The organism is Microbacterium sp. NPDC060117 (assembly GCF_042729315.1).
Lineage (GTDB): Bacteria > Actinomycetota > Actinomycetes > Actinomycetales > Microbacteriaceae > Microbacterium.
On the sequence record NZ_JBHWXR010000002.1, the window covers coordinates 640335 to 661431 of the forward strand.

Here is a 21097-nt window from a genome sequence, read left to right on the forward strand (position 1 = left end):
GCCGCCCCCGCTGCACGGGGCAGCGGTGTGCGCCTCGTCAGCCGGCGCGCACCGCCTCGTAGTCGGGGAGCAGCGCCTGCCAGCGCTCCTTCCACGCCGGCGCCGGCTCCGACGAGGACCAGCCGGAGGGATGGGCTCCGGTCGCGGACCGCAGGGAGCGCCCGAGATCCTCGAGGTGCACCTGCCAGCCCGCCGCATGGAAGTGCAGCACGCCGGCGCCGAGCCCGCGCTCCTCCACGACCAGGCGGGACCGGACGCCCTCGGCTGACAGCCAGGCCTCGATCACGGTCTCCTCGTCGGTACCGGGCTCCTGTGTGACCACGAGGTGGTGCGGAGCCTCGCAGACCTCGATGCGCATGGCCCCGGTCCAGGTGCTCGTGAACGTGGCGTCCAGGATGCCCCCGACGCGGAAGTCCCCGGCCACCTGGACGATCCAGCGCGCCAGACGCTCGGGATCCGTGCACGCCTGCCAGAGGTCGTCCACGTCGGTCTCGTAGACGCCCTCGATGCGGATGGCGCCCTGTGCGTCGTCGATATCCCACATCGTCCCGGTCGCGATCATGTCCTGTCCTTCTTCCCTCGGGCGATCTCGGTGTGCAGCGCGTCCAGGCGCTGCACCCAGAGATCGCGGTACTCCCCGAGCCATTCGTCGAGGTCGACCAGCGCTTCCGGGCGCAGGCGGTAGATCCGTCGCTGCGCCTCCTGGCGCACCTCGACCAGGCCCGCCTCCCGCAGCACACGGAGATGACGCGAGACTCCGGGCCGCGCGATCGGCAGTGCCTCGGCGAGCTCACCCGCTGTCGCTTCGCGATCGCGCAGAATGCCCAGCACGACACGACGACTCGGGTCGGCGAGGGCTTGCAGCACGGCATCCATCCTGCGAATGTACCGAATACGGTACGTAACGTCAAGGGTACGCACACGCGTGCGCGCGATAGCGACGCGACCCGGGTCCGTCAACCCCATCGCGATCCAGGAGCAGGCCTGCGACCGTGAGTGCTACGACACGGACGAGAGGAGATGCGCACATGAGCGCAGCAGACCAGGCCAAGAACGCCGCAGAGAAGGTCACGGGGAAGCTCAAGGAGGGGGCCGGCAAGGTCACCGGGAACGAGAAGCTCGAGAACGAGGGGCGGAGGGATCAGGCCAAGGCCGACCTCAAGCAGGCGGGCGAGAACCTGAAGGACGACGTGAAGAGGGCCGGAGAGCACATCAAGGACGCGATGGACCGCTGATCCACCTGCGGCGCCCCGCCGGGTGCGGAGAACGGATCCGGTGGGGCGGGCGGGACTTGAACCCGCGATCGTTGGGTTATGAGCCCACTGCCTTCACCAGCTTGGCCACCGCCCCGGATCTTCGAGACTACCGGGCCGTGGCGTCTCTCCGGTGCACGCGGCTCAGAGCGGGGTCGCCTGCCGGTGCAGCGCCGAGTGCCCGCGGTAGACCCGGGCGTTCTGACGCAGCCCCTCCCGCTCCTCGGCGGTGAGTTCGCGGCGCACCTTGGCCGGCACGCCCGCGACGAGTGAACCGTCCGGAACCTCCATGCCGCTCAGCACCAGCGCACCGCCGGCGACGAGACACTCGGATCCGATCACGGCCCCGTTCAGCACGACAGCGCCCATGCCGATCAGCGATCCGTCGCCGATCGTGCAACCGTGCACGACCGCATTGTGGCCGATCGAGACGTCGTCGCCGATGGTGACGCCGTGCCCGGGGTCGACATGCACCGAGACGCTGTCCTGCGCATTGCTGCCCGCACCGATCCTGATCTCGGCCGAATCCGCGCGGAGTACGGCGTTGTACCAGACACTGGATCCCTCGCCGATCGTCACAGACCCGATCACGCGCGCACCGGCGGCGAGGAACGCCGTCGGATCGATCGCAGGGATGCGGCCGGGCAGGGACAGGACCGTGGCGTCGTCGCTCATACTGCGACCCTATCCGCCCTGTCCCCGCGCGCGGATCCGGTCAGCCGATCCCCATCGCGTTCTTCAGCGCCGCCGTGTACTGCGGGGCGAGGGAGTTCGCGAAGGTCACGGTGATGTGGTCCTGATCGCGGTAGATGTTGGCCCCGCCGACCACCGCGCGGCAGTTCTCGTCATCGCAGAAGACCTTCGTGAAGTCGAGCAGCGTGACGTCCTTCTGACCGTCCGCGGCCGCGCGAAGCGGGTCCTTCTCGGTCAGCAGGTCGGAGCGCGCCCCGTCGCACGCGCTCTGCGCGCGGGTGCGCAGGCACTTGTTCGGGTCCGTCTCCCACACCGGGTTGTCGACGACGGTGACGACGGGCGTGCCCTTCGACGTCTGCGTGGCCCACGCCTGGCGGTATCCGGCGACCGCCGCGTCGTAGGAGGATCCGTGATCCCCCGCCGCGTACGGCGTCGTGGACAGTGCGGCGGTGAAGATGGCATCGAAGTGCTTCTTGTCGAGCTCCTTCGCCACCGCGGCGCGATACTGCGTGCACGCGTCGCCGAACGCGCCGCCGGTCGACAGCGGCGTGGTGTTCCACGGGCACGCGCCCTTGAAGTACGTGGTGAGGTGCCACCCCTCCTTCTCGGCGATGCCCTGGAACGTCGTGAGCAGCTGATAGGCATGGCTGTCGCCGATCAGGGCCACCTGCTTCGCGTTCGGATCCTTCGATCCGAACTCGCACGAGACCGCGCGCGCGTCGTTGAGCTGCACGAAGCACTGCGACTGCTCCGGGCGGTCCACACCCGCGAAGCCGGGGGCGGGCAGGATCTCATCGGTCTTCTTTCCGGCGCAGGAGTCGTCGAGGACGGCCGCCGCGCCGAAGCAGGCGGGCGGGTTGGCGCGGAGCTCGGCGATGGCCTGGACGCCCTGCTGATAGGTGCCCGCATTCGCGGCCCAGCCGGCGCCTGCGGTTCCTGCGACGATCACCATCGCGGCGAGGGCCGCCCACAGTGAGAGCCGGGGCTTGCGCGACGTCAACGGCTTCCAGGTGCGCGTCGGATCCTCGACGAACTTCTTGGTGAGCCAGGCGAGCACGAAGCAGATGCCGACCAGGGCGATGCGGTGATAGATCGTGAGGCCCCAGAACGGCAGCGACGGCGCGATGATGATGAGCGGCCAGTGCCACAGGTACAGGCTGTACGAGATGTCACCCGTGAAGCGCATCGGCGGGATCGCCAGGATGCGCGTCGGGTACCACCATCGCTCCGTGTTCGAGGCGGCGATGATCGCCGCCGCCGCCAGCGTGGGGATCGCGGCCATGTAGCCGGGGAACGGCGTCTGTGCGTCGAAGCGGTAGATCACGACGAGCAGAACGATGATGCCGCCCCAGCCGAGGACGAAGCTGCCGATCGCGTTGCTGACGCGCAGGCGCGGCACGAGGGCGAGCACGGCTCCGACACCGAACTGCCACATCCGGCCGAACGTGACGAAGTAGGCGGGCGCCGGGTTCGTGATCGTGAACCACACGCAGAACACGAAGGAAGCCACCGAGACGATGCCGATCGCGATCGCCGCGGCACGCAGCCGCGACCCGCGGAAGTACTTCACCGCGATCCATGCCGCGAGCAGCATGATCAGCGGCCAGAGCACGTAGAACTGCTCCTCGAGAGACAACGACCAGTAGTGCTGCACCATCGTCGGGTCGCCCGAATGCGCGAGGTAGTCCGCCGAGTTCAGCGCGAGGAACCAGTTCTCGACGTAGAACGTGGAGGCGACGATCTCCTGCAGCTCCGCAGGCAGCTGAGACAGCGGCGACAGCACCGGGATCGCCGCCACGATCGCGCAGAACAGCAGGACGAGCAGCGAGGCAGGCAGCAGGCGGCGTGCGCGACGCGCCCAGAACTGGCCGAGGTTGACCCGTCCGGTGGCGCTCAGCTCTCTCGCGAGATGAGCGGTGATCAGGAAGCCGGAGATGACGAAGAAGATGTCGACGCCGACGTAGCCGCCGCTCAGCCGTCCCGGCCAGAAGTGGTACAGCACGACAGCGAGCACGGCGATCGCGCGCAGGCCCTGCACGTGCGGGATGAAGTTGGATCCGACCTTCTGCGCGGCGGACGTGCGAGTACGGCGCAGGGCCGCACGGGAGGAGATGCCAGCTGTTGCCACCTGACGAAGGTATCCCGGATCGCTGTGACCTCCCGTCCTCCACGCGGGGCAGGCGGAGATCCACGAGGAAGGCAAGCCTTGCCGAAACACCGCGTGACCTGCGGGTTAGCGTTGCCTCAGCTTGCTTGCGGAACAAACTGAGCCGAGTAGCGTTGGGGCCAAGACATCAGTACGCACGGATCCGAATGATCACCGAGGAGACCATCATGAGCAACGCCGAGACCATCACCGCAACCTCCGTCGACCCGACCGTCGCGGCCGGCGCCGCCCAGTTCCTGACCCCGGTCGTGCTGGGCCTGCAGGCTCTCACCGTGAACGGCAAGCAGGCGCACTGGCACGTGCGCGGCGCGAACTTCGTCGGCGTGCACGAGCTGCTCGACGTGATCGTCGACCACGCCGGGGACTTCGCCGACACCGCCGCGGAGCGCATCGTCGCCCTCGGCCTCCCGATCGACGCGCGCGCCACGGTCGTGGCCGAGAAGGCGGGCGCCACCCAGGTCCCCGCCGGCTTCACCCGTTCCGACGACCTCGTTCGTGCCGTGATCGCCGATATCGACGCGATCCTCGTGAACGTGAAGGCCGCCGTCGAGGGCCTCGACGAGATCGACCTCACCAGCCAGGACGTCGCGATCGAGATCCAGCGCGGCCTGGAGAAGGACCGCTGGTTCCTCGTGTCGCACGTCGCCGCCTGACACACGACGCACGCAGCGAACGACCCCCGCCCCGCTCAGGGACGGGGGTCGTTCTGCAGGTAGGCGAGCACCGCCAGCACGCGACGGTGGTCCGTGCCGGACTCTTCGAGCCCGAGCTTGGAGAAGATCGCGGACACGTTCTTCTCCACCGCGCCCACACCGATGCCCATTCCCGCCGCGATCGACGCGTTGCTGCGCCCCTCGGCCATCGCCTCGAGGACCTCGCGCTCGCGCGGCGTGAGACGGCCGACCGGATCCGGACCGGTGCGCATCAGCTGCTGCACGACACGCGGATCCAGCACCGTCCCGCCCCGGCTGACCTGCCGGACCGCGGAGGAGAGCTCCTCGAGGGAGGTGACCCTGTCCTTGAGCAGGTAGCCGACTCCCCCGTCCCCGGCACCGAGCAGCTCCCGCGCGTAGACCCCCTCGACGTACTGGCTGAGCACGAGGATGCCCACCTGTGGGAGAGCCGCTCGCAGCGCCAGCGCCGCACGGATCCCCTCATCCCGGAACGACGGCGGCATGCGCACGTCCAGCACGGCGACGGTCGCGACGGCCGCACGAGTGCGGGCCACCACGTCCTCGGCGTCGGCGTAGGCGGCGACCGTCTCGAAGCCGGCCTCGGCGAACAGGCGGACGAGCCCTTCGCGCAGCAGGATCGAGTCCTCGAAGAGGATCACCCGCAGCGGGGTCTGCTGATCGGTCACGCCCTTCAGACTAGAGCGCGCGAGCGCTACCGTTCCTCGGCGCGGCCGCCAGCGGCCCTGCTCACGCGGAGACCGGCACCGTCACGGTCACGATGGTGGGGCCGCCATCCGGGCTGTCGATGTGCATCGTCCCGCGCAGCCCCTGCACCCGCTGGGCGAGGCCCTCGAGTCCCCCTCCGGACCTCGCGACAGCGCCGCCGCGGCCGTCGTCCAGCACGGTGACGCGCACCACCGGTCCTTCACGGACCGCGGTCACCGATGCACTGCCCGCTCCCCCGTGCTTGACGGCGTTGGTCAGCAGCTCCGCGACCACGAAGTACAGATTGCGCGCGGCCTCCGGGCTCAGCGCCGCCGTGATGGACGGGGAGATCTCGGCCCGCACCGGCAGCGCACTGGCGGCCGCGAGTCCGGTGATCGCCTCGGCGATCCCACGGTCCTGCAGCAGCGGCGGCGCGACGCCGCCGGCCAGCGCCCTGAGCTCGTCGAGCGCGGCCTGGGCGTGCCCGCGGGACTCCTGCGCAAGCGCCGCGACCGCCGCCGCATCGCCCTCCGCCGCGCGCCGCTCGAGCGCGGCAAGATCCATCTGCAGTCGCACCAGGCGCTGCTGCGGGCCGTCGTGCAGATCACGCTCGAGGCGGCGCAGCCCGGCGTCCTCCGCCTGCACGGCCGCACCGCGGGAGGCGTCCAGCCCCTGGATCTGGGCCGCGAGATCGTCCGACTCCCATCGCCCGGTCAATGCGGCGGCGACCGCCCCGTGCGCGCGCACGAGGCCGCTGAGCACCAGAGGGAGCGTGCCGAGGAAGACGAGCCCGACGGCCAGGTAGAGCATCGACGCCCACCGATGCGGATCCGGGGACGGGTCGATCCCACCGAAGATGTGCTGCACCGCCCACGGAACCCAGACGCTCTCGGCGTTGCCGTCGGGGATGAAAGACGACCAGAACCAGTAGGTCGGGCCGCCGAGCGCCATCGCCACCCAGATCGTGGCGACGGCGAAGGTGACGATCGCGACGATCGGCCGCACGAGCAGGCTCGACAACAGCGCCATCCAGTAGTGCGCGTTGCGCAGCGGCTGCGTCAGACGAGCCCAGAAGCCCGTGCCCTTCGTGCCGCGACGCCAGTCGGGCGCGGAGATCGCGGGGTGATCGGTCAGCCGCAGCAGCGCGCGCTCGGCCTCCGCGAAGCCACGGGCGATGTAGAGCGAGCCCACCAGGATCGGCACGCCGATCACCAGGACGAGGGATCCGATGCCGACGCCGAAGACCGCCCAGGTCACCCCCATCGCGAGGATCGCGAGCGGCACGGACAGCAGCACGAGGAAGAGCGCGTTTCCGGGCGCGGCAGCCCACGCACGTCCGTATCCGCGTCGGGACGCGGCCGGCGGCGCCGGGTGGCGCGAGTCGAGAGGGCGGGTCGCGGTGGTCATCGAGAAATCTCCTGTTTCATGCCTCGGGGCGCCCGATCGGCACCGACTTCCACGATGCCCGTCCTGATCGCCCCCCACCAGGGTGCGCCCTGCCGGATCCGTACGGGGGTCAGCCCCCGTACGTCACCCGCCCGCCGAGAACGGTCGCCGCCACCGGCATCGCCCGCAGCCCGCTCGCGTCGGCGGTCGCCGGATCGGCGCCGAGGAGCGCCAGATCCGCGACAGCGCCTGGACGGATGCCGGCGTCGCCGCCGGTGCCGCCACGGGCGCTCGCGGCGAGGGCGGTCTCGAGGTCGACCCGCTCCTCCGGATGCCACGGAGCGCGGTCGTCGTCGGTCCGGAAGACCGCCGCCGAGATCGCGTGCCAGGGATCGAGGGCGGCCACCGGCGCATCGGATCCGAAGCGCAGCGTCGCACCCGCCCGGTGGAGCGAGGCCAGCGGATAGCCGATCGCCGTCTGCCCGGCCCAGAGCACGTCCGCCGCGTCCCGGTCGTCGAGGGCGTGCTGCGGTTGCACGCTCGCGGCGACGCCCAACCGCCCGAACCGCGCCAGGTCGCCGTGGCGCACGAGCTGGGCGTGCTCGATCGTGCCCTGGGCACCGGTCGTGGCGAACGCGTCGAGAGCGGCGGTGACCGCGAGGTCGCCGATCGCGTGCAGAGCGATCTCCAGCCCCGCCCCGGTGGCGCGCAGCAGCAGGTCCTGCAGCTCGGCCGGGGGCACCGTGAGCACGCCGTGGTTGTGCGGGTCGTCGGCGTATCCGTGGCTGCATGCAGCAGTGCGGGTGCCGAGCGAACCGTCGGAGATGATCTTCAGCGGCCCCGCGTGCACGAGCCCGAGCCGGTCCGGATCCATCGCCTCGCCGCTGCTCAGGCCCTCGGCGATCGCGCGGTCGAGATCGTGCGGATAGACGGCGAACTCGACGCGGTGCGTGTCGAAGCCGTGCGCGAGGCGTCGCGCCCAGGCCTCGGCGTTCCAGGCCATGTCGAAGTCCACCAGACCGACCACACCACGGCTCGCGGCACGCCGGGCGGCGGCCGCGACCGCCTCGTCGGCGACGACCGGATCCGCGGCGTTCAACCGGCGGGAGATCTCGAACGCGTCCTCCTCGCGCAGCATCCCCTCCGGGCCCGTCGTGAACCCCTCGCGGCGGAGGGCGGCCGAGTTGAGCCAGACGCTGTGCACGTCGGCGTTGATGAGGTAGGTCGGGATCTGCGCCGTGCGCTCGTCGAGCAGCGACAGGCTCGGCCGATCCCGCCAGCGCACGTCGCGGAAGCCGGATCCGACGCGGCGGCCGTCGCTGAGCATCGGCGCGCGCGACATCTGCGCCGCCGCCTCCACCGCGCTCGCCGTGCCCGAGAGGTCCTCCCGCTGCGCCGCGAGCGCCCACTGCACGGTGTGCACGTGGTGATCCCACAGGCCGGGCACGATCCACGCTCCGTCGCCGTCGAGCACCCGCCCTCGCAACGGCAGCGCTCCGGTCGGTGCGATGTCCGCGATCCGGCCGTCCTGGATCAGCACATCCACCGGGCCGTCCACGGCGAGCAGCCGCCGATCCGCCGTGGCGATGCGCACCGCGCGGATCGCGTCGATGTGCGCGCCGACGTCCGGCCCCGTCATCGCACGCCCGCCCGCGCGGCGAGCCGGGCGTCGTGCGCGCGCTGCATCTCGGCGGCCAGCACCGGATTCGCGTACGCGCCGTCGCCCTGAAGCTCGAGGATCACGTTCTGGATCACGTCGTCGGGCTTGTTCTGGCTGAGCTTGCGCTTGGCCGTGACCCGGGTCGGGGTCAGGCGGAAGCCGACGGTGCCCGCCTCGAGCCGGCGCACGAAGGCCTCGTCGTTCGGCGGGGCCCACATGCCGCGCGGATCCGCGAGCCTGCTCTCGAAATGGTCGACGAGCTGTTCCAGCACACGCAGGTTCTCCTCGGAATCCATGACCTCCGGCACACCGGACAGGTGCACCGCGACATAGTTCCACGTCGGGACCGCGGCCGCATCGCCGTACCAGCCGGGCGAGATGTAGCCGTGCGGGCCCTGGAAGACGACCATCAGCTCCTGGGAGCCGAGCCCCAGCACGATGTCGTCCGGACGGCCGACATGCGCGACGACCGTGAGATCGTCGCGATCCGGATCGAGCAGCACCGCGTAGTGCGACGCCGTCATGCCGTTCTCGTCTCGGCCCACGAGCGTCGCCCACGGGTTGGCGGCGATGATCCGCCGCAGTTCGGCGACGTCCGTCATGGCGAAGCTCGGGTTCTGGCGCATGGTTTCAGCCTAGGGTCGCGCGCCTGTCGGGAGCTTCAGGGATCGGGGATCCGTCACGCCTGGCAGCGCGGGCACCAGTACAGCTTTCGGGCGCCGATCTCCTCGAGAACGATGTCGGTTCCGCAGACGCGGCAGGGCAGGCCGGTGCGGTGGTACACCCAGTGCCGGTCGTCACGATGCGCCATCGCGGCGCGGTACTGGTCGGGCGTGAGGTCGTCCATAGTCATCATCTGACCCGTCTCCACGCCGATCGCGAGAAGGCGCACCCAGTCCCGCCAGAGCGCCCGCACGGTCGCCTCGGGCACGTCCCGTCCTGGAGTGTGCGGGTTGAGCTGGGCACGGAACAGCAGCTCCGCGCGGTACACGTTGCCGATCCCGCTGACCACTCCCTGATCCATGAGGAGGAGAGCGATCGGCACCGCCCTGCGCCGCACCGCGGCGACGAACCGCTCCTCGCCCTCACCCACGTCCCCCACCAGCGGGTCCGGCCCGAGCTTCGCGACGGTGGCGAGCATCTCGTCCGGCGTCTGCAGCACACAGGCGGTCGGCCCGCGGAGATCGGCGCACGTGGAGTCAGTCAACAGGCGCAGGCGCACCTGTCCCACCACGGGCGGCGGCCACTCGGCGCCCTCGTCCGCGAGCCCCTTCGTGGCCTCGGACATGCGCACGTGCACCCGGGTCTTGCGCGGGGCGCCGATGGACGCCAGCGAGTTCTCGCCCGCGTCGTCGAGGATCGGGGCGTCGTGCGTGGATGACGCGTCCAGATCGGTGCCGCGCTGATTCGTCTGGCCCATCCGCCCGTTCGCCGAGGCGATCGTCGGATCCACGAGGATCTCGCCGGAGAAGTCCCAGGCGCCGTAGAGGCCGAGGTGCACACGTAGCCACAGATCCCCCTCGGTCTCGAGGAACATCTGCTTGCCGACCGCCTGGACGCGCTCCACCGCACGACCGTCGAGCAGCGCGGCGCCCTCTGCGAACCGCCCCTGCGGACTGGACGCGGAGACGGGCTTGCCGACGAAGTTGCGCGCGAACTGCCGCGCGATCCGGTGGACGGAATGGCCCTCGGGCATCAGGCGCGCGGGTCCGGCAGCAGCGAGCCGTCGCGCTCGAAGTCCGCGATCTGCCCGATCCGGCGCACGTGCCGCTCGTCATGCGAGAACGGCGTCGCGATGAAGCGGTCGATGAACGTCGTGACCTCGTCGAAGCTGTGCTGGCGCGCCCCGATGGCGATCACATTCGCGTCGTTGTGCTCGCGGGCGAGCTCGGCCGTCGCGATGCTCCACACCAGGGCGGCGCGGATCCCCTCGACCTTGTTCGCCGCGATCTGCTCGCCGTTGCCGGATCCGCCGAAGACGATCCCGAGCGCCTCGACGCCCGCGCGCTGGTCGGCGATGGTCGCCTGCGCCGCCCGGATGCAGAACGCCGGGTAGTCGTCCAGGGCGTCGTACTCGATCGGCCCGTGGTCGACGACCTCGTGCCCCGCCTCGGCGAGATGATGCTGCAGCTGCGTGGAGAACTCGAGACCGGCGTGATCGGTGGCGATGTGGATGCGCATGCCTCAATCCTACGGAGCGATGGGACCGCCGCGGGGCGGCGTGACGCGCCCCCGCGGAGGGGTCAGGGCGCGATGCCGGCCGCCGCCGGCTTGAAGCCTGCGCGGATGTTCTCGCAGCACCCGGGGCGGCACACGTCGAACGCGGGACCGAGTGCCGTGACGTGCGCGCGGTCCGCCGCGCGGCGGCCCTCGAGTCGTTCCTGGATGAGGTCGACGATCCCCGCCACGAAGGAGTCCGATACCCCCGGTGTCGGCGTGCGCACGAACGCGAGGCCCGCCTCGGCGGCCGCGTCCTTGGCCTCGGTGTCGAGATCCCAGAGCACCTCCATGTGGTCGCTCACGAAGCCGAGCGGGACCACGGCGACCGCGGTGCGACCGCGCGCGGGCAGCTCCTCGATCACATCGCAGATGTCCGGCTCGAGCCACGGCTGCGAGGCGGGGCCGGAACGCGACTGGTACACGAGCTCCCAGGGCACGTCCGCGGCGGCGGGCAGCAGCTCCGCCACGCGGCTCATGACCCACGCCGCGACGGCCTCATGCTGCGCGGCGTACGCTCCGCCCGGGCCCCAGTCGACGTCGCGCGGACCGGAGCGCAGCGCATCGTCGGTCGGCACGCTGTGCGTGGTGAACAGGACCTGGATCGCCTCGGCCTCGGCGCCGTCGGCGGTGAAGGCGGCGATCGCGTCGCGCACGCCCTCCACGAACGACGCGACGAACCCGGGGTGGTCGTAGAACGGGCGGATCTTGTCGATCGTCACCGTCTCGCCCAGCCCCGTCTCCTCCAGCACACGGGCGAAGTCCTCGCGGTACTGCCGGCAGCTGGAGAACGAGCTGTACGCGCTGGTGGCGAACGCCAGCAGCGTCGTATCGCCGCTCTCCGACGCCGCGGTCACGGCATCGGACAGGTACGGCGCCCAGTTGCGGTTGCCCCAGTACACCGGAAGGTCGATCCCGCGGCGTGCGAGCTCCGCCTCCAGCGCGGCCTTGAGCGCGCGGTTCTGCGCGTTGATCGGGCTCACCCCGCCGAAGTGCCGGTAGTGATGCGCGACCTCCTCGAGCCGCTCATCCGGGATCCCGCGGCCGCGCGTGACGTTGCGCAGGAACGGGATCACGTCGTCCTGGCCCTCGGGCCCGCCGAAACCCGCGAGCAGGATCCCGTCGTAGGCGACGGGGGTCTCGACGAACTCGGGCCCGCTCGCGGCAGGGGCGGAAGCGAAGGGAACGGTTGCTGCGGTCACGTTTCGAGCACTCACCCTCCCATCTTCCCCTGAAGTTCCTTTGCTGCCGCCGAGCGCCGCCACGGCACCGGCGTCGAGGCGGCACGAGCACGCGAGAACAGGCGACACGCGCTCTGGCGTAGGCTGGGACGGTTGCCGCCGGCGCCAGCAGCGCGGACCTTGCGGCCGAACCCCTCACCCCCTGGGAGTCTGAGCAGTGCCTGGAGAGAACCTCACCCGCATCGAGGCGCAGGAGCGCCGCGCGATCGTCGACACCGAGTCGTACGAGATCGCGCTCGACCTGACCAAGGGCGCGGAGGTGTTCGGATCCCGCAGCGTGGTGCGCTTCACCGCGACCGAGGGGTCCTCGACCTTCATCGACCTGATCGCGCGCGAGGTGCGCGAGATCACCCTGAACGGCGAGCAGATCGACCCGACCTCGGCATACGCCGACTCGCGCATCGCGCTCGACGGCCTGGCGAGTTCGAACGTGCTCGTCGTCGACGCCGACTGCGAGTACACGAACACCGGCGAGGGCCTGCACCGCTTCGTGGATCCCGTCGACGACGAGGTCTACCTCTATTCGCAGTTCGAGGTGCCCGACTCGCGTCGTGTCTTCGCCGTGTTCGAGCAGCCCGACCTCAAGGCGACGTTCCAGTTCACGATCACCGCGCCCGCCGCGTGGAAGGTCGTCTCGAACTCCCCCACCCCGGAGCCGATCCACCACGACGCGTCGAACGGATCCGGATCCGACCAGACCGGTGCCGTCGCGACCTGGGGCTTCGAGCCCACTCCGCGGATCTCGTCGTACATCACCGCGATCATCGCCGGCCCATACGAGGAGACCTTCTCCGAACTGACCAGCGCGTCCGGCAACGTGATCCCCCTCGGCGTCTACGGACGCAAGAGCCTGTGGGAGCACCTCGACGCCGACTACATCTTCGACAAGACCCGCGAGGGCTTCGCCTACTACGAGGAGAAGTTCGGGGTCCCGTACCCGTTCGCGAAGTACGACCAGCTCTTCGTGCCGGAGTTCAACGCGGGAGCCATGGAGAACGCGGGCGCGGTGACGTTCACCGAGACCTACGTGTTCCGCAGCAAGGTGACCGACGCCGTCAAGGAGCGTCGCGTCGTGACGATCCTGCACGAACTCGCGCACATGTGGTTCGGCGACCTCGTCACCATGAAGTGGTGGAACGACCTGTGGCTGAACGAGTCGTTCGCCGAGTGGGCGTCGACGATCGCGACCGCCGAGGCCACCGAGTGGACCGAGGCCTGGACCACCTTCAACGCCATGGAGAAGACCTGGGCCTACCGTCAGGACCAGCTGCCCTCCACGCACCCCGTCGTCGCCGAGATCAACGACCTCGACGACGTGCAGGTGAACTTCGACGGCATCACTTACGCCAAGGGCGGATCCGTCCTCAAGCAGCTCGCCGCGTGGGTGGGCATCGAAGCGTTCTTCGCCGGCGTCTCGGAGTACTTCAAGAAGCACTCCTGGCAGAACACCGAGCTCAGCGACCTGCTGGTCGAGCTGGAGCGCACCAGCGGTCGCGATCTCACCGTCTGGTCGAAGAAGTGGCTGGAGACCGCGGGCGTCAACACGCTCGCGCCGGTCATCGCCGAGGCCGGCGACGGCTCGATCTCGCGCTTCGCGGTCACCCAGACCGCGCCCGCCGACTACCCGACGATCCGCCCGCACCGCCTGGGCATCGGCTTCTACAACCTCGATGCGTCGGGCACCCTCGTGCGCACGCACCACGTCGAGGTGGACGTCGACGGCGACCGCACCGAGATCCCCGAGCTGCAGGGCCTGAAGCGCCCCGACCTCGTGCTGCTCAACGACGAGGACCTCGCCTACGCGAAGATCCGTCTCGACGAGCGCTCCCTCGCGACCGCCGTCGCGCACCTCGCCGACATCAGCGACCCCCTCGCCCGCTCGCTCGTGTGGGGCGCGGCCTGGGACCAGACCCGCGACGCCGAGAGCGCCGCGAGCGACTACATCGACCTCGTGCTCGGCAACATCGGCCGCGAGACCGAGTCGACCACGGTGCGCACCACGCTCAGCCAGCTGCAGACCGCCGCCGCGCTGTACGTCATGCCGGAGCACCGGGACGCTGCCCGCACCCGCGTGGCCGACGGTCTGTGGGCCCTCGCCCAGGGCGCCGAGGCAGGTTCCGACAGCCAGCTCCAGTTCGTCACCGCCTTCGCGAACTCGCTCACCACTCCCGAGCACGCCGATGTCGTCCGTCGCCTGCGCGACGGCGTGCTGACGCTCGAGGGACTCACGATCGACACCGACCTCTCGTGGCAGCTGCTCGTCGGGCTCGCCACGGTGGGCGCCGTCGACGGCGCCGCGATCGATGCCGCGCTGGAGAGCGACAACACCGCCAAGGGCGGGGAGTTCGCCGCCCAGGCGCGGGCCGCGCTGCCGACGCCCGAGGACAAGCAGGCCGCGTGGTCTTCGCTCGTCGAGCATGATGACCTGTCCAACACGCTCGTCCGCTCGGCGGCACTCGGCTTCACGCACCCGGCCGGGGTCGCGCTGCTCGAGCCGTTCGTCGCGCAGTACTTCGACGCGCTGCTCTCGATCTGGGAGGGGCGCACCTTCCAGGTCGCGAACTACCTGATCGTGGGGCTGTACCCGAAGGCGCTCGCGAACACCGCCCTGCGCGATGCGACCCGCGCCTGGCTCTCCGCCCATCAGGACGCCGCCCCTGCACTGCGCCGCCTCGTGTTCGAGAATCTCGCCGACGTGGAGCGGGCGCTGGCCGCCCAGGCCCGCGACGCCGAGTCCGTCGAGGTCGTGGCCGCCGACGCGCAGAGCTGACGCACGACGTCGAAGGGCCGGAGGGAATCTGCTCCCTCCGGCCCTTCGACGTCTCGCGCTCGCTCCGCGTCGTCTCGAGCCCATCCGGCGTGCGGCGCCCGGGGAAGCGCCGTCGCCGTTCAGAACCCGCCAAGGGCCCCGGTCATAGGATCGTGAGCGATGAACATCGTCCCCTTCGAGAACCAGGCAGCCAAGGTCGCCGACGTGTGGGCCCGGATCCTCACCGTCCTCGGCGACATCGGAATGAAGGCGCTCTGGAGCGCCGTGACGATCGTCGTGTGCGCCGTGATCGCCTACGCGCTCCGCTTCGTCATCCGGCGGATCGTGCGTCGGATCGTCGCGGGCGCCAAGTCGAAGGCGGAGGTCACCGACACGCGCGCGCTCGAACGCTCGCCGCTCGCGGACATGCGGCTGGTGCAGCGCACGCGGACGCTCGGCACGATCCTGCAGAACATCGTCAACGTGATCCTCGTCGTGGTCGCGGTGGTGCTGATCGTGAACATCATCGAACCCACCCTCCTGGGATCCCTGACCCTGCTGACGGCGGCGGTCGGTGCGGGGCTCGGCTTCGGCGCGCAGAACATCGTCAAAGACGTGCTGAACGGCATGTTCCTGGTCGCCGAGGACCAGGTCGGCATCGGCGACGTGGTGGACCTCGGTCTCGCGTCGGGCGTCGTCGAGTACGTCAGCGTGCGCATCACGCAGGTGCGCGACGCGAACGGAACGCTCTGGTACGTCCGCAACGGCGAGATCACCCGGATCGGCAACATGTCGCAGGGGTGGGCGCGCGCGATCATCGACCTCGGGGTGCCCGCGGACGCGGACGTCCCCGCCGTCGAGGACGCGCTGCTCGCCGCCGCACAGGGGCTCGCCAAGGATCCGAAGTGGCGCACCCGCATCGTCGAGAAACCCGAGATCTGGGGCCTGGAGTCCATCGAGGGCGACGCACTCGTGATCCGCGTGGTGATGAAGACCCGCACGAATGCGATGGACGACGTCGCGCGCGAGCTGCGGATGCGACTGCGCGACACCATGATCGGCCTGGATCTGACGGTCCCCAGCATGGCCACCGTGCAGCTCGCCGGCCCCGAAGGCGCCCGCCGCGTCCACGGTGCGAACCCACCGCGCACCCGCCCCAATCCCGTCACGACTCCGCCGGTTCCCGAGCGCGGATTCTGGCGGAAGAAGAAGACCGACGCGGACAAGCCGGCCACGGTCACCCCGCCACCGCGCACCAAGCCCGCTCCGACGACCTCCTCCGCGCCGAAGAAGGCCGAGAAGCCCAAGACCCCGCCGTCCTCCCCGCAGAGCCTCCCCCTCCCCCCGCTCCCCGAGGCGCAGAACCCGCAGGATCCGCAGAACCCAGGAGACGACCTATGACCGAGCCCGTGTCCTTCTACGACGAGGTCGGCGGCCACGCGACATTCCAGCGTCTCGTCGAGGTGTTCTACCGCGAAGTGGCTCTCGATCCGGTACTCAAGCCGATGTACCCGGACGAGGATCTCGGCCCGGCCGAGGAACGCCTCCGCATGTTCCTGGAGCAGTACTGGGGCGGACCCACGACCTACGGCGACCAACGAGGACACCCGCGGCTGCGGATGCGGCACATGCCGTTCCACGTCGATCCCGACGCGCGCGACCGCTGGCTGCGCTGCATGCGCACGGCGGTGGACGACGCCGGGCTCTCACCCATCCACGAGGCGACGCTGTGGGACTACCTCGAACGCGCCGCGCATGCGATGGTGAACACGTTCGAACCGAGCCGCGCCGGCGCGGCCGGCGCACCGACCCCCGACGGACGCCCCGTCCTGTAGGCGACGTCCACCCGCTCACCGAGTTCGATGGAGATCTCATGACCGCGACCACGACCACCCACTCGACCGACGTCCTCGTCATCGGCTGGGGCCTGTCCGGCCTCGTCGCGGCCGCAGAGGCCGCTGCCGCGGGCAGACGCGTGATCGTCCTGGATCAGGAGCCGCGCACGAACCTGGGCGGGCAGGCGTGGTGGTCCTTCGGCGGGCTCTTCCTCGTCGACTCCCCCGAACAGCGCCGCATGGGCATCACGGACTCCTATGAGCTCGCCCGACAGGACTGGTTCGGCAACGCCGGCTTCGATCGCGATGAGGACGCCTGGCCGCGGCGCTGGGCGGAGGCGTACCTGCAGTTCGCGAGCGGCGAGAAGCGCGCGTGGCTGCGGGAACGCGGCGTCGGCTTCTTTCCCGTGGTGGGTTGGGCCGAGCGCGGCGGTTACGGCGCGCTCGGCCCCGGCAACTCGGTGCCGCGCTTCCACATCACCTGGGGCACCGGGCCGGGCGTGGTCGCGCCGTTCCAGACGGCGCTCGAGCAGGCGGAGCGGACAGGGCGCCTGACGGTGCTCCCCCGGCATCGCGTCACCGCCCTCACCGCCCAGGACGGGGTCGTCACTGGTGCGCAGGGCGAAATCCTGGCGTCGACCGGTGCAGCCCGCGGCGAGCAGAGCGATCGTCAGCCGGTCGGCGCCTTCGAGATCACCGCTGCGGCGACGATCGTGACCTCGGGCGGCATCGGCGGCAACCACGACCTCGTCCGCGCGGCCTGGCCCGAGCGCCTGGGCACGCCGCCGGCCGACATGCTCACGGGAGTGCCCGCCTACGTGGACGGATCCATGCAGGCCGTGGCATCCGCGGCGGGCGCGCGGCTGATCAACGGCGACCGCATGTGGCACTACGTGGAGGGCATCCGCAACTGGGATCCGGTCTGGCCCGGCCACGGCATCCGGATCCTGCCCGGTCCGTCCTCGCTGTGGCTGGACGCCACGGGACGGCGCCTGCCGGTGCCGCTGTACCCGGGCTTCGACACGCTCGGAACCCTCGCGCACCTGCGCACGATGGGGCACGACCACTCGTGGTTCGTGACGACGCGGCAGATCGTGGAGAAGGAGTTCGCGCTGTCCGGCAGCGAGCAGAACCCCGACCTCACGGGCAAGGACGTGCCGCTCCTCGTGCGCTCACGGCTCGCGAAGGGTCCGACCGACCCCGTGCAGGCGTTCTTGGACAAGGGCGAGGACTTCATCGTCGAGGACGATCTCGGCCGGCTCATCGCGCGGATGCAGGAGCTCCCCGGTGGGGACGCCCTGGAGCCGGAGCGGGTGCGCGAGGAGGTCGTCGCGCGCGACCGCGAGATCGGCAACGACTTCACCAAGGACGCGCAGATCGCGATGCTGCGCTCCGCCCGCGCCTACCGCGGAGACCGGCTGATCCGCACCGCTGCCCCGCATCGATTGCAGGATCCCTCCGCCGGGCCGCTGATCGCGGTGCGGCTGCGGGTGATCACCCGCAAGTCCCTCGGCGGCATCGAGACGGACCTGGACGGCCGCGCTCTCGACGCCCAGGGCGCGGTCGTTCCCGGACTCTACGCCGCCGGTGAGGCGAGCGGCTTCGGCGGCGGCGGCGTGCACGGCTACCGGGCGCTGGAGGGAACCTTCCTCGGCGGGTGCCTGTTCTCGGGGCGACAGGCGGGCCGCGCGGCGGGTCAGGCGGTCTGACCTCGGTTGGGCGTCTGGACCTCGCCCATCGGGAGTGCCAGGATCGCGGCATGGACGCGGAAGAGCTGCGCGCACGCCAGGCCCCGCTCAAGGAGAGCTACCGGCAGGATCCCGCCCGCGCACGGGTGATCTCCGGCGCGACAGGCGACTACCGCGACCCGGGCATCACCGCGACGATCGATGGATGGGCGGGGCCGGTCCGCGCCGGACAGCATCCCGCGACCGGGGGCGACGGATCCGACGCGTGCTCCGCGGACCTGCTCATGCAGGCGCTGCTGGGCTGCGTCGGCGTGACCTTTCGAGCCGTCACCACCGCGATGGGCGTGGCCGTGCAGAACGTCGAGCTCGCGGCGGAGTGCCACTGGGACGCGCGCGGCACCCTCGGTCTGGACCGCGAGGCGCCGGTCGGGGTCCGCGACATCGCCGTGACGATCACGATCGACAGCGACGCCGACGACGGGCGTCTGGCACGGATCGCGGCGTCGACCGAGCGGTACTGCGTGGTCGGGCAGAGCCTGGCGTCCCCTCCGACGATCACCGTCGTGCGACGCTGACCGCCCCGACGCGAACGGGAGCCTCCGCTGACCTCCGGCGGCGCCTCAGCCGGCGGCGCCGGTCGCGCGCACCGGGGTCAGCCCCACCGCGGCGGGACCGCGGCTGAGCACGTGGCCGCGCGCGAACGCGAGGCGCGTCCAACGGCCGGACATGGTGATCGGCACCTGCTCGGCGCCGGAGATGAAGCCGAAGGCGTGGGCGGCGAACGCGATACCGCGAGGCAGGCCGAGGAGGTCCTCGTCCGGCTCGCCCCAGATGGCGGCGCGCAGTGCGCGGACCGCGTCCTCCCCCGCGCCGGCCGGGGAGCCGTGGGCGACGGCGGAGATCCCCCACTGCGCGCGCTGCGCGATGACGTCGGCGCCGAGGGTTCCCATCGGTGCCCAGCTTCCCCGGGGCGGGGCGACACCCGCCCAGGCGGGGCTGCGTCCGACGTCGGGCAGGGCGAGCGAACGCGGATCGTCGGTGGCGGTGAGCTCATCGATCACGATGTCGCAGCGCAGCTCGGGATCCGCCCGCACGATCCGCATCGCGAGGATCGTCGGCGTCGCATCGAACAGGGTCTGAGGGACGAGCGCAGCCGCCGTCATGGCGAGCACGCCGCCGTCGGCCTGCAACCGCACCCCCTCGTCGCCGGCCCGCACGGCCCGGGAGACGAAGGTGAGCGCATCGCGCGCGGTGTCGGCATCGGCGAGGATCAGCGGCGTGGGCACGCCCTCTAAACTAGCAACCGGTCGCGGCCGGTCCCCCCGGTGTGTCGCGCCGCGGAGAGGAACCCATGACGCACGACGAGCACGCCCGCCGGTCTGTCGAGATGCTGCTGGGGATCCTCGATCTCGACTCCTCGGACGCCCGCACGACCGAGGACATCTTCACCGGCGTGTCGCACCCGATGCCCACGGGGCGGATCTACGGCGGGCAGGTGCTCGGCCAGTCGATCATCGCAGCCGAGCGGACGATGCCGGAAGGCCGCGTCCCGCACTCCATGCACGGATACTTCCTCCGTGCCGGGGACGCCTCTCAGGGACTCACGTTCGCCGTGGACCGGATCCACGACGGCCGCTCCTTCTCGACCCGGCGGGCGCAGGCCTATCAGAACGGGGTGCCGATCTTCTCGATGATCGCATCGTTCCAGGACGAGAACCCGGGCATCGAGCACGCGGAGCCGATGCCCGAGGGGATCCCCGATCCCGAGGATCTCGAGCCAGACGAGGCGCTGTCGGACGGGATCCACCCGCTGTCCCGGCGCATGCTCACCGATCGGCCCGTGGACATGCGTCACGTGGAAGGACCGCTGTTCGGCGCAGCGGGCGCGCAGGACTCCGCGCACCAGGCGGTCTGGATGCGCATGCGCGCGCCCTTCCCCGACGATCCTGCCCTGCACCGCGCGGCGCTGGCGTACCTCAGCGACATGTCGATCCAGGAGTCGATCCTGCGCGCGCACGGACTCAGCTGGAACCTACCGGGCCTGAAGGTCGCGAGCCTGGATCACGCCATGTGGTGGCACCGTCCGGGCCGTGTGGACGACTGGCTGCTGTACGTGCAGGAGTCGCCGAACGCCCGGGGAGGCCGCGGCCTCGCGACGGGGCGGATCTACGACCGCGGCGGCGCGCTCGTCGCCAGCGTCGCCCAGGAGATCACGATCCGGGTGCCCGAAGCCTGATCGCCTGCGGCCGGTGTGTCACCGGGCCGGAACGTGTGTGGCGCCGCTCAGCAGTGCGCGGGCGCCGCTCAGCACTGCGCGGGCGCCGCTCAGCACTGCGCGGGCGCCGCTCAGCGGTGTGCGTAGACGATCGACGGTCCGGAGAAGGGCGCCCATGCCTCGCGCATCTCAGGTGCGATCCGGGTGGGACGACCGGTGGCCGCGTCCACGAGCACGATGATCGCGGTCGAGCGCGCGTACAGCACGCGCTCCTCGAACGCCGCGTCGTTGTACACCTCGTAGCAGACCTCGATGCTGGATCCGCCGAGCTTCCCGAACCACATCTGCACCTCGAGCGGGTGTCGTTGGTAGGGCACAGGAGCGAGGTACTCGATCTCCTGCCGCGCGACGAGCGTGATCACGCCGGCGTCGAGCCCCGAACTCAGCACGGCCGTGCTCGGGCCGTGCTCGCCCTCGCCGGGGCGCCAGAAGGCCCGCACCCGCGCCTCCTCGAGCAGCTTCAGCATCGAGGTGTTGTTGACGTGGTTGAAAGCGTCCAGATCGCCCCAGCGCAGGTGGATCGGAATGTGCAGACGCTCCCCCGCCGCGGCCCC

General features: G+C 70.8%; 21 protein-coding genes and 1 tRNA gene. 8 read left to right on the top strand and 14 right to left on the bottom strand.

The window, feature by feature from the left end; all coding sequences use genetic code 11:
* Positions 1-37 precede the first annotated feature (37 nt).
* Together ACFWCK_RS09195 and ACFWCK_RS09200 are read right to left on the bottom strand one after the other, a co-directional pair.
* Positions 38-562, bottom strand: a complete 525-nt coding sequence (locus tag ACFWCK_RS09195; protein WP_233309960.1) for an SRPBCC domain-containing protein — start codon at positions 560-562, stop codon at positions 38-40.
* Entirely contained in the window at positions 559-876 is a 318-nt protein-coding gene (locus ACFWCK_RS09200; RefSeq protein WP_233309959.1) for a helix-turn-helix transcriptional regulator, read from the bottom strand. The genes ACFWCK_RS09195 and ACFWCK_RS09200 overlap by 4 nt, the downstream gene beginning before the upstream one ends.
* A 152-nt stretch (positions 877-1028) precedes the next feature.
* On the opposite strand from ACFWCK_RS09200, the gene ACFWCK_RS09205 reads away from it, so the two are divergent.
* A complete protein-coding gene (locus ACFWCK_RS09205) occupies positions 1029-1235 on the top strand; it encodes a CsbD family protein (protein WP_378805536.1) in 207 nt (68 codons plus the stop codon).
* A 41-nt stretch (positions 1236-1276) separates the two neighbouring features.
* Here the strand turns inward: ACFWCK_RS09205 and ACFWCK_RS09210 are convergent.
* From ACFWCK_RS09210 to ACFWCK_RS09220, 3 genes are all read right to left on the bottom strand, one after another.
* Positions 1277-1350: transfer RNA gene (locus ACFWCK_RS09210), tRNA-Ile, on the bottom strand.
* Positions 1351-1397: 47 nt separating this feature from the next.
* Positions 1398-1928: a gamma carbonic anhydrase family protein gene (locus ACFWCK_RS09215; protein WP_233309957.1), complete on the bottom strand. Its 531-nt coding sequence runs from the start codon at positions 1926-1928 to the stop codon at positions 1398-1400.
* Positions 1929-1968: 40 nt separating this feature from the next.
* On the bottom strand, positions 1969-4074 hold the full coding sequence (locus tag ACFWCK_RS09220) for an acyltransferase family protein (RefSeq protein ID WP_378805537.1): 2106 nt from the start codon (positions 4072-4074) through the stop codon (positions 1969-1971).
* A gap of 206 nt (positions 4075-4280) precedes the next feature.
* Between ACFWCK_RS09220 and ACFWCK_RS09225 the strand changes: the two genes are divergently transcribed.
* Positions 4281-4766 (top strand): Dps family protein, encoded by a 486-nt coding sequence (locus tag ACFWCK_RS09225; protein ID WP_233309955.1) that lies wholly within the window; start codon positions 4281-4283, stop codon positions 4764-4766.
* Positions 4767-4801: 35 nt separating this feature from the next.
* Here ACFWCK_RS09225 and ACFWCK_RS09230 read toward each other — a convergent pair whose 3' ends face one another.
* The 7 genes from ACFWCK_RS09230 to ACFWCK_RS09260 form a co-directional block, all read right to left on the bottom strand.
* Positions 4802-5473 carry a response regulator gene (locus ACFWCK_RS09230; RefSeq protein WP_378805538.1) on the bottom strand — a complete coding sequence of 224 codons (672 nt, stop codon included), beginning with the start codon at positions 5471-5473 and terminating at the stop codon, positions 4802-4804.
* Positions 5474-5534: 61 nt separating this feature from the next.
* On the bottom strand, positions 5535-6899 hold the full coding sequence (locus ACFWCK_RS09235; RefSeq protein ID WP_378805539.1) for a sensor histidine kinase: 1365 nt from the start codon (positions 6897-6899) through the stop codon (positions 5535-5537).
* A 109-nt stretch (positions 6900-7008) separates the two neighbouring features.
* Positions 7009-8517 carry an amidohydrolase gene (locus ACFWCK_RS09240; protein ID WP_378805540.1) on the bottom strand — a complete coding sequence of 503 codons (1509 nt, stop codon included), beginning with the start codon at positions 8515-8517 and terminating at the stop codon, positions 7009-7011.
* Positions 8514-9164: an FMN-binding negative transcriptional regulator gene (locus ACFWCK_RS09245; protein WP_378805541.1), complete on the bottom strand. Its 651-nt coding sequence runs from the start codon at positions 9162-9164 to the stop codon at positions 8514-8516. Before ACFWCK_RS09245 ends, ACFWCK_RS09240 begins: the two co-directional genes overlap by 4 nt.
* A 53-nt stretch (positions 9165-9217) precedes the next feature.
* Positions 9218-10234, bottom strand: coding sequence for an Fpg/Nei family DNA glycosylase (locus ACFWCK_RS09250; protein ID WP_378805542.1), 1017 nt, complete (start codon positions 10232-10234; stop codon positions 9218-9220).
* Entirely contained in the window at positions 10234-10719 is a 486-nt protein-coding gene (locus ACFWCK_RS09255) for a ribose-5-phosphate isomerase (protein ID WP_378805543.1), read from the bottom strand. The genes ACFWCK_RS09250 and ACFWCK_RS09255 overlap by 1 nt, the downstream gene beginning before the upstream one ends.
* A 62-nt stretch (positions 10720-10781) precedes the next feature.
* Complete coding sequence (locus ACFWCK_RS09260) at positions 10782-11957, bottom strand: ferrochelatase (protein WP_378805544.1); 1176 nt, start codon at positions 11955-11957, stop codon at positions 10782-10784.
* Between the two features lie 196 nt (positions 11958-12153).
* Here ACFWCK_RS09260 and pepN point away from each other — a divergent pair, with 196 nt between their 5' ends.
* From pepN to ACFWCK_RS09285, 5 genes are all read left to right on the top strand, one after another.
* Entirely contained in the window at positions 12154-14766 is a 2613-nt protein-coding gene (pepN, locus tag ACFWCK_RS09265; RefSeq protein WP_378805545.1) for an aminopeptidase N, read from the top strand.
* A 159-nt stretch (positions 14767-14925) separates the two neighbouring features.
* Positions 14926-16146, top strand: a complete 1221-nt coding sequence (locus ACFWCK_RS09270) for a mechanosensitive ion channel family protein (RefSeq protein ID WP_378805546.1) — start codon at positions 14926-14928, stop codon at positions 16144-16146.
* Positions 16143-16580 carry a globin gene (locus ACFWCK_RS09275; protein ID WP_378805547.1) on the top strand — a complete coding sequence of 146 codons (438 nt, stop codon included), beginning with the start codon at positions 16143-16145 and terminating at the stop codon, positions 16578-16580. The genes ACFWCK_RS09270 and ACFWCK_RS09275 overlap by 4 nt, the downstream gene beginning before the upstream one ends.
* A gap of 38 nt (positions 16581-16618) precedes the next feature.
* On the top strand, positions 16619-18289 hold the full coding sequence (locus ACFWCK_RS09280; protein WP_378805548.1) for an FAD-binding dehydrogenase: 1671 nt from the start codon (positions 16619-16621) through the stop codon (positions 18287-18289).
* A 50-nt stretch (positions 18290-18339) separates the two neighbouring features.
* Positions 18340-18843: an OsmC family protein gene (locus tag ACFWCK_RS09285; protein ID WP_233309944.1), complete on the top strand. Its 504-nt coding sequence runs from the start codon at positions 18340-18342 to the stop codon at positions 18841-18843.
* Positions 18844-18888: 45 nt separating this feature from the next.
* Here ACFWCK_RS09285 and ACFWCK_RS09290 read toward each other — a convergent pair whose 3' ends face one another.
* On the bottom strand, positions 18889-19554 hold the full coding sequence (locus ACFWCK_RS09290) for a hypothetical protein (RefSeq protein ID WP_378805549.1): 666 nt from the start codon (positions 19552-19554) through the stop codon (positions 18889-18891).
* A 65-nt stretch (positions 19555-19619) separates the two neighbouring features.
* Between ACFWCK_RS09290 and ACFWCK_RS09295 the strand changes: the two genes are divergently transcribed.
* Complete coding sequence (locus tag ACFWCK_RS09295; protein WP_378805550.1) at positions 19620-20504, top strand: acyl-CoA thioesterase; 885 nt, start codon at positions 19620-19622, stop codon at positions 20502-20504.
* Positions 20505-20614: 110 nt separating this feature from the next.
* Here the strand turns inward: ACFWCK_RS09295 and ACFWCK_RS09300 are convergent, their stop codons facing one another.
* Complete coding sequence (locus tag ACFWCK_RS09300; RefSeq protein ID WP_233310086.1) at positions 20615-21076, bottom strand: thioesterase family protein; 462 nt, start codon at positions 21074-21076, stop codon at positions 20615-20617.
* Between the last annotated feature and the right edge of the window lie 21 nt (positions 21077-21097).

Coding starts and splice junctions, on each gene's coding strand:
- ACFWCK_RS09215 (WP_233309957.1), bottom strand. CDS start 1,928: ATGAGCGACGACGCCACGGTCCTGTCCCTGCCCGGCCGCATCCCTGCG.
- ACFWCK_RS09270 (WP_378805546.1), top strand. CDS start 14,926: ATGAACATCGTCCCCTTCGAGAACCAGGCAGCCAAGGTCGCCGACGTG.
- ACFWCK_RS09205 (WP_378805536.1), top strand. CDS start 1,029: ATGAGCGCAGCAGACCAGGCCAAGAACGCCGCAGAGAAGGTCACGGGG.
- ACFWCK_RS09235 (WP_378805539.1), bottom strand. CDS start 6,899: ATGACCACCGCGACCCGCCCTCTCGACTCGCGCCACCCGGCGCCGCCG.
- ACFWCK_RS09285 (WP_233309944.1), top strand. CDS start 18,340: ATGGACGCGGAAGAGCTGCGCGCACGCCAGGCCCCGCTCAAGGAGAGC.
- ACFWCK_RS09280 (WP_378805548.1), top strand. CDS start 16,619: ATGACCGCGACCACGACCACCCACTCGACCGACGTCCTCGTCATCGGC.
- ACFWCK_RS09245 (WP_378805541.1), bottom strand. CDS start 9,164: ATGCGCCAGAACCCGAGCTTCGCCATGACGGACGTCGCCGAACTGCGG.
- ACFWCK_RS09225 (WP_233309955.1), top strand. CDS start 4,281: ATGAGCAACGCCGAGACCATCACCGCAACCTCCGTCGACCCGACCGTC.
- ACFWCK_RS09200 (WP_233309959.1), bottom strand. CDS start 876: ATGGATGCCGTGCTGCAAGCCCTCGCCGACCCGAGTCGTCGTGTCGTG.
- ACFWCK_RS09295 (WP_378805550.1), top strand. CDS start 19,620: ATGACGCACGACGAGCACGCCCGCCGGTCTGTCGAGATGCTGCTGGGG.
- ACFWCK_RS09250 (WP_378805542.1), bottom strand. CDS start 10,234: ATGCCCGAGGGCCATTCCGTCCACCGGATCGCGCGGCAGTTCGCGCGC.
- ACFWCK_RS09275 (WP_378805547.1), top strand. CDS start 16,143: ATGACCGAGCCCGTGTCCTTCTACGACGAGGTCGGCGGCCACGCGACA.
- ACFWCK_RS09255 (WP_378805543.1), bottom strand. CDS start 10,719: ATGCGCATCCACATCGCCACCGATCACGCCGGTCTCGAGTTCTCCACG.
- ACFWCK_RS09240 (WP_378805540.1), bottom strand. CDS start 8,517: ATGACGGGGCCGGACGTCGGCGCGCACATCGACGCGATCCGCGCGGTG.
- ACFWCK_RS09195 (WP_233309960.1), bottom strand. CDS start 562: ATGATCGCGACCGGGACGATGTGGGATATCGACGACGCACAGGGCGCC.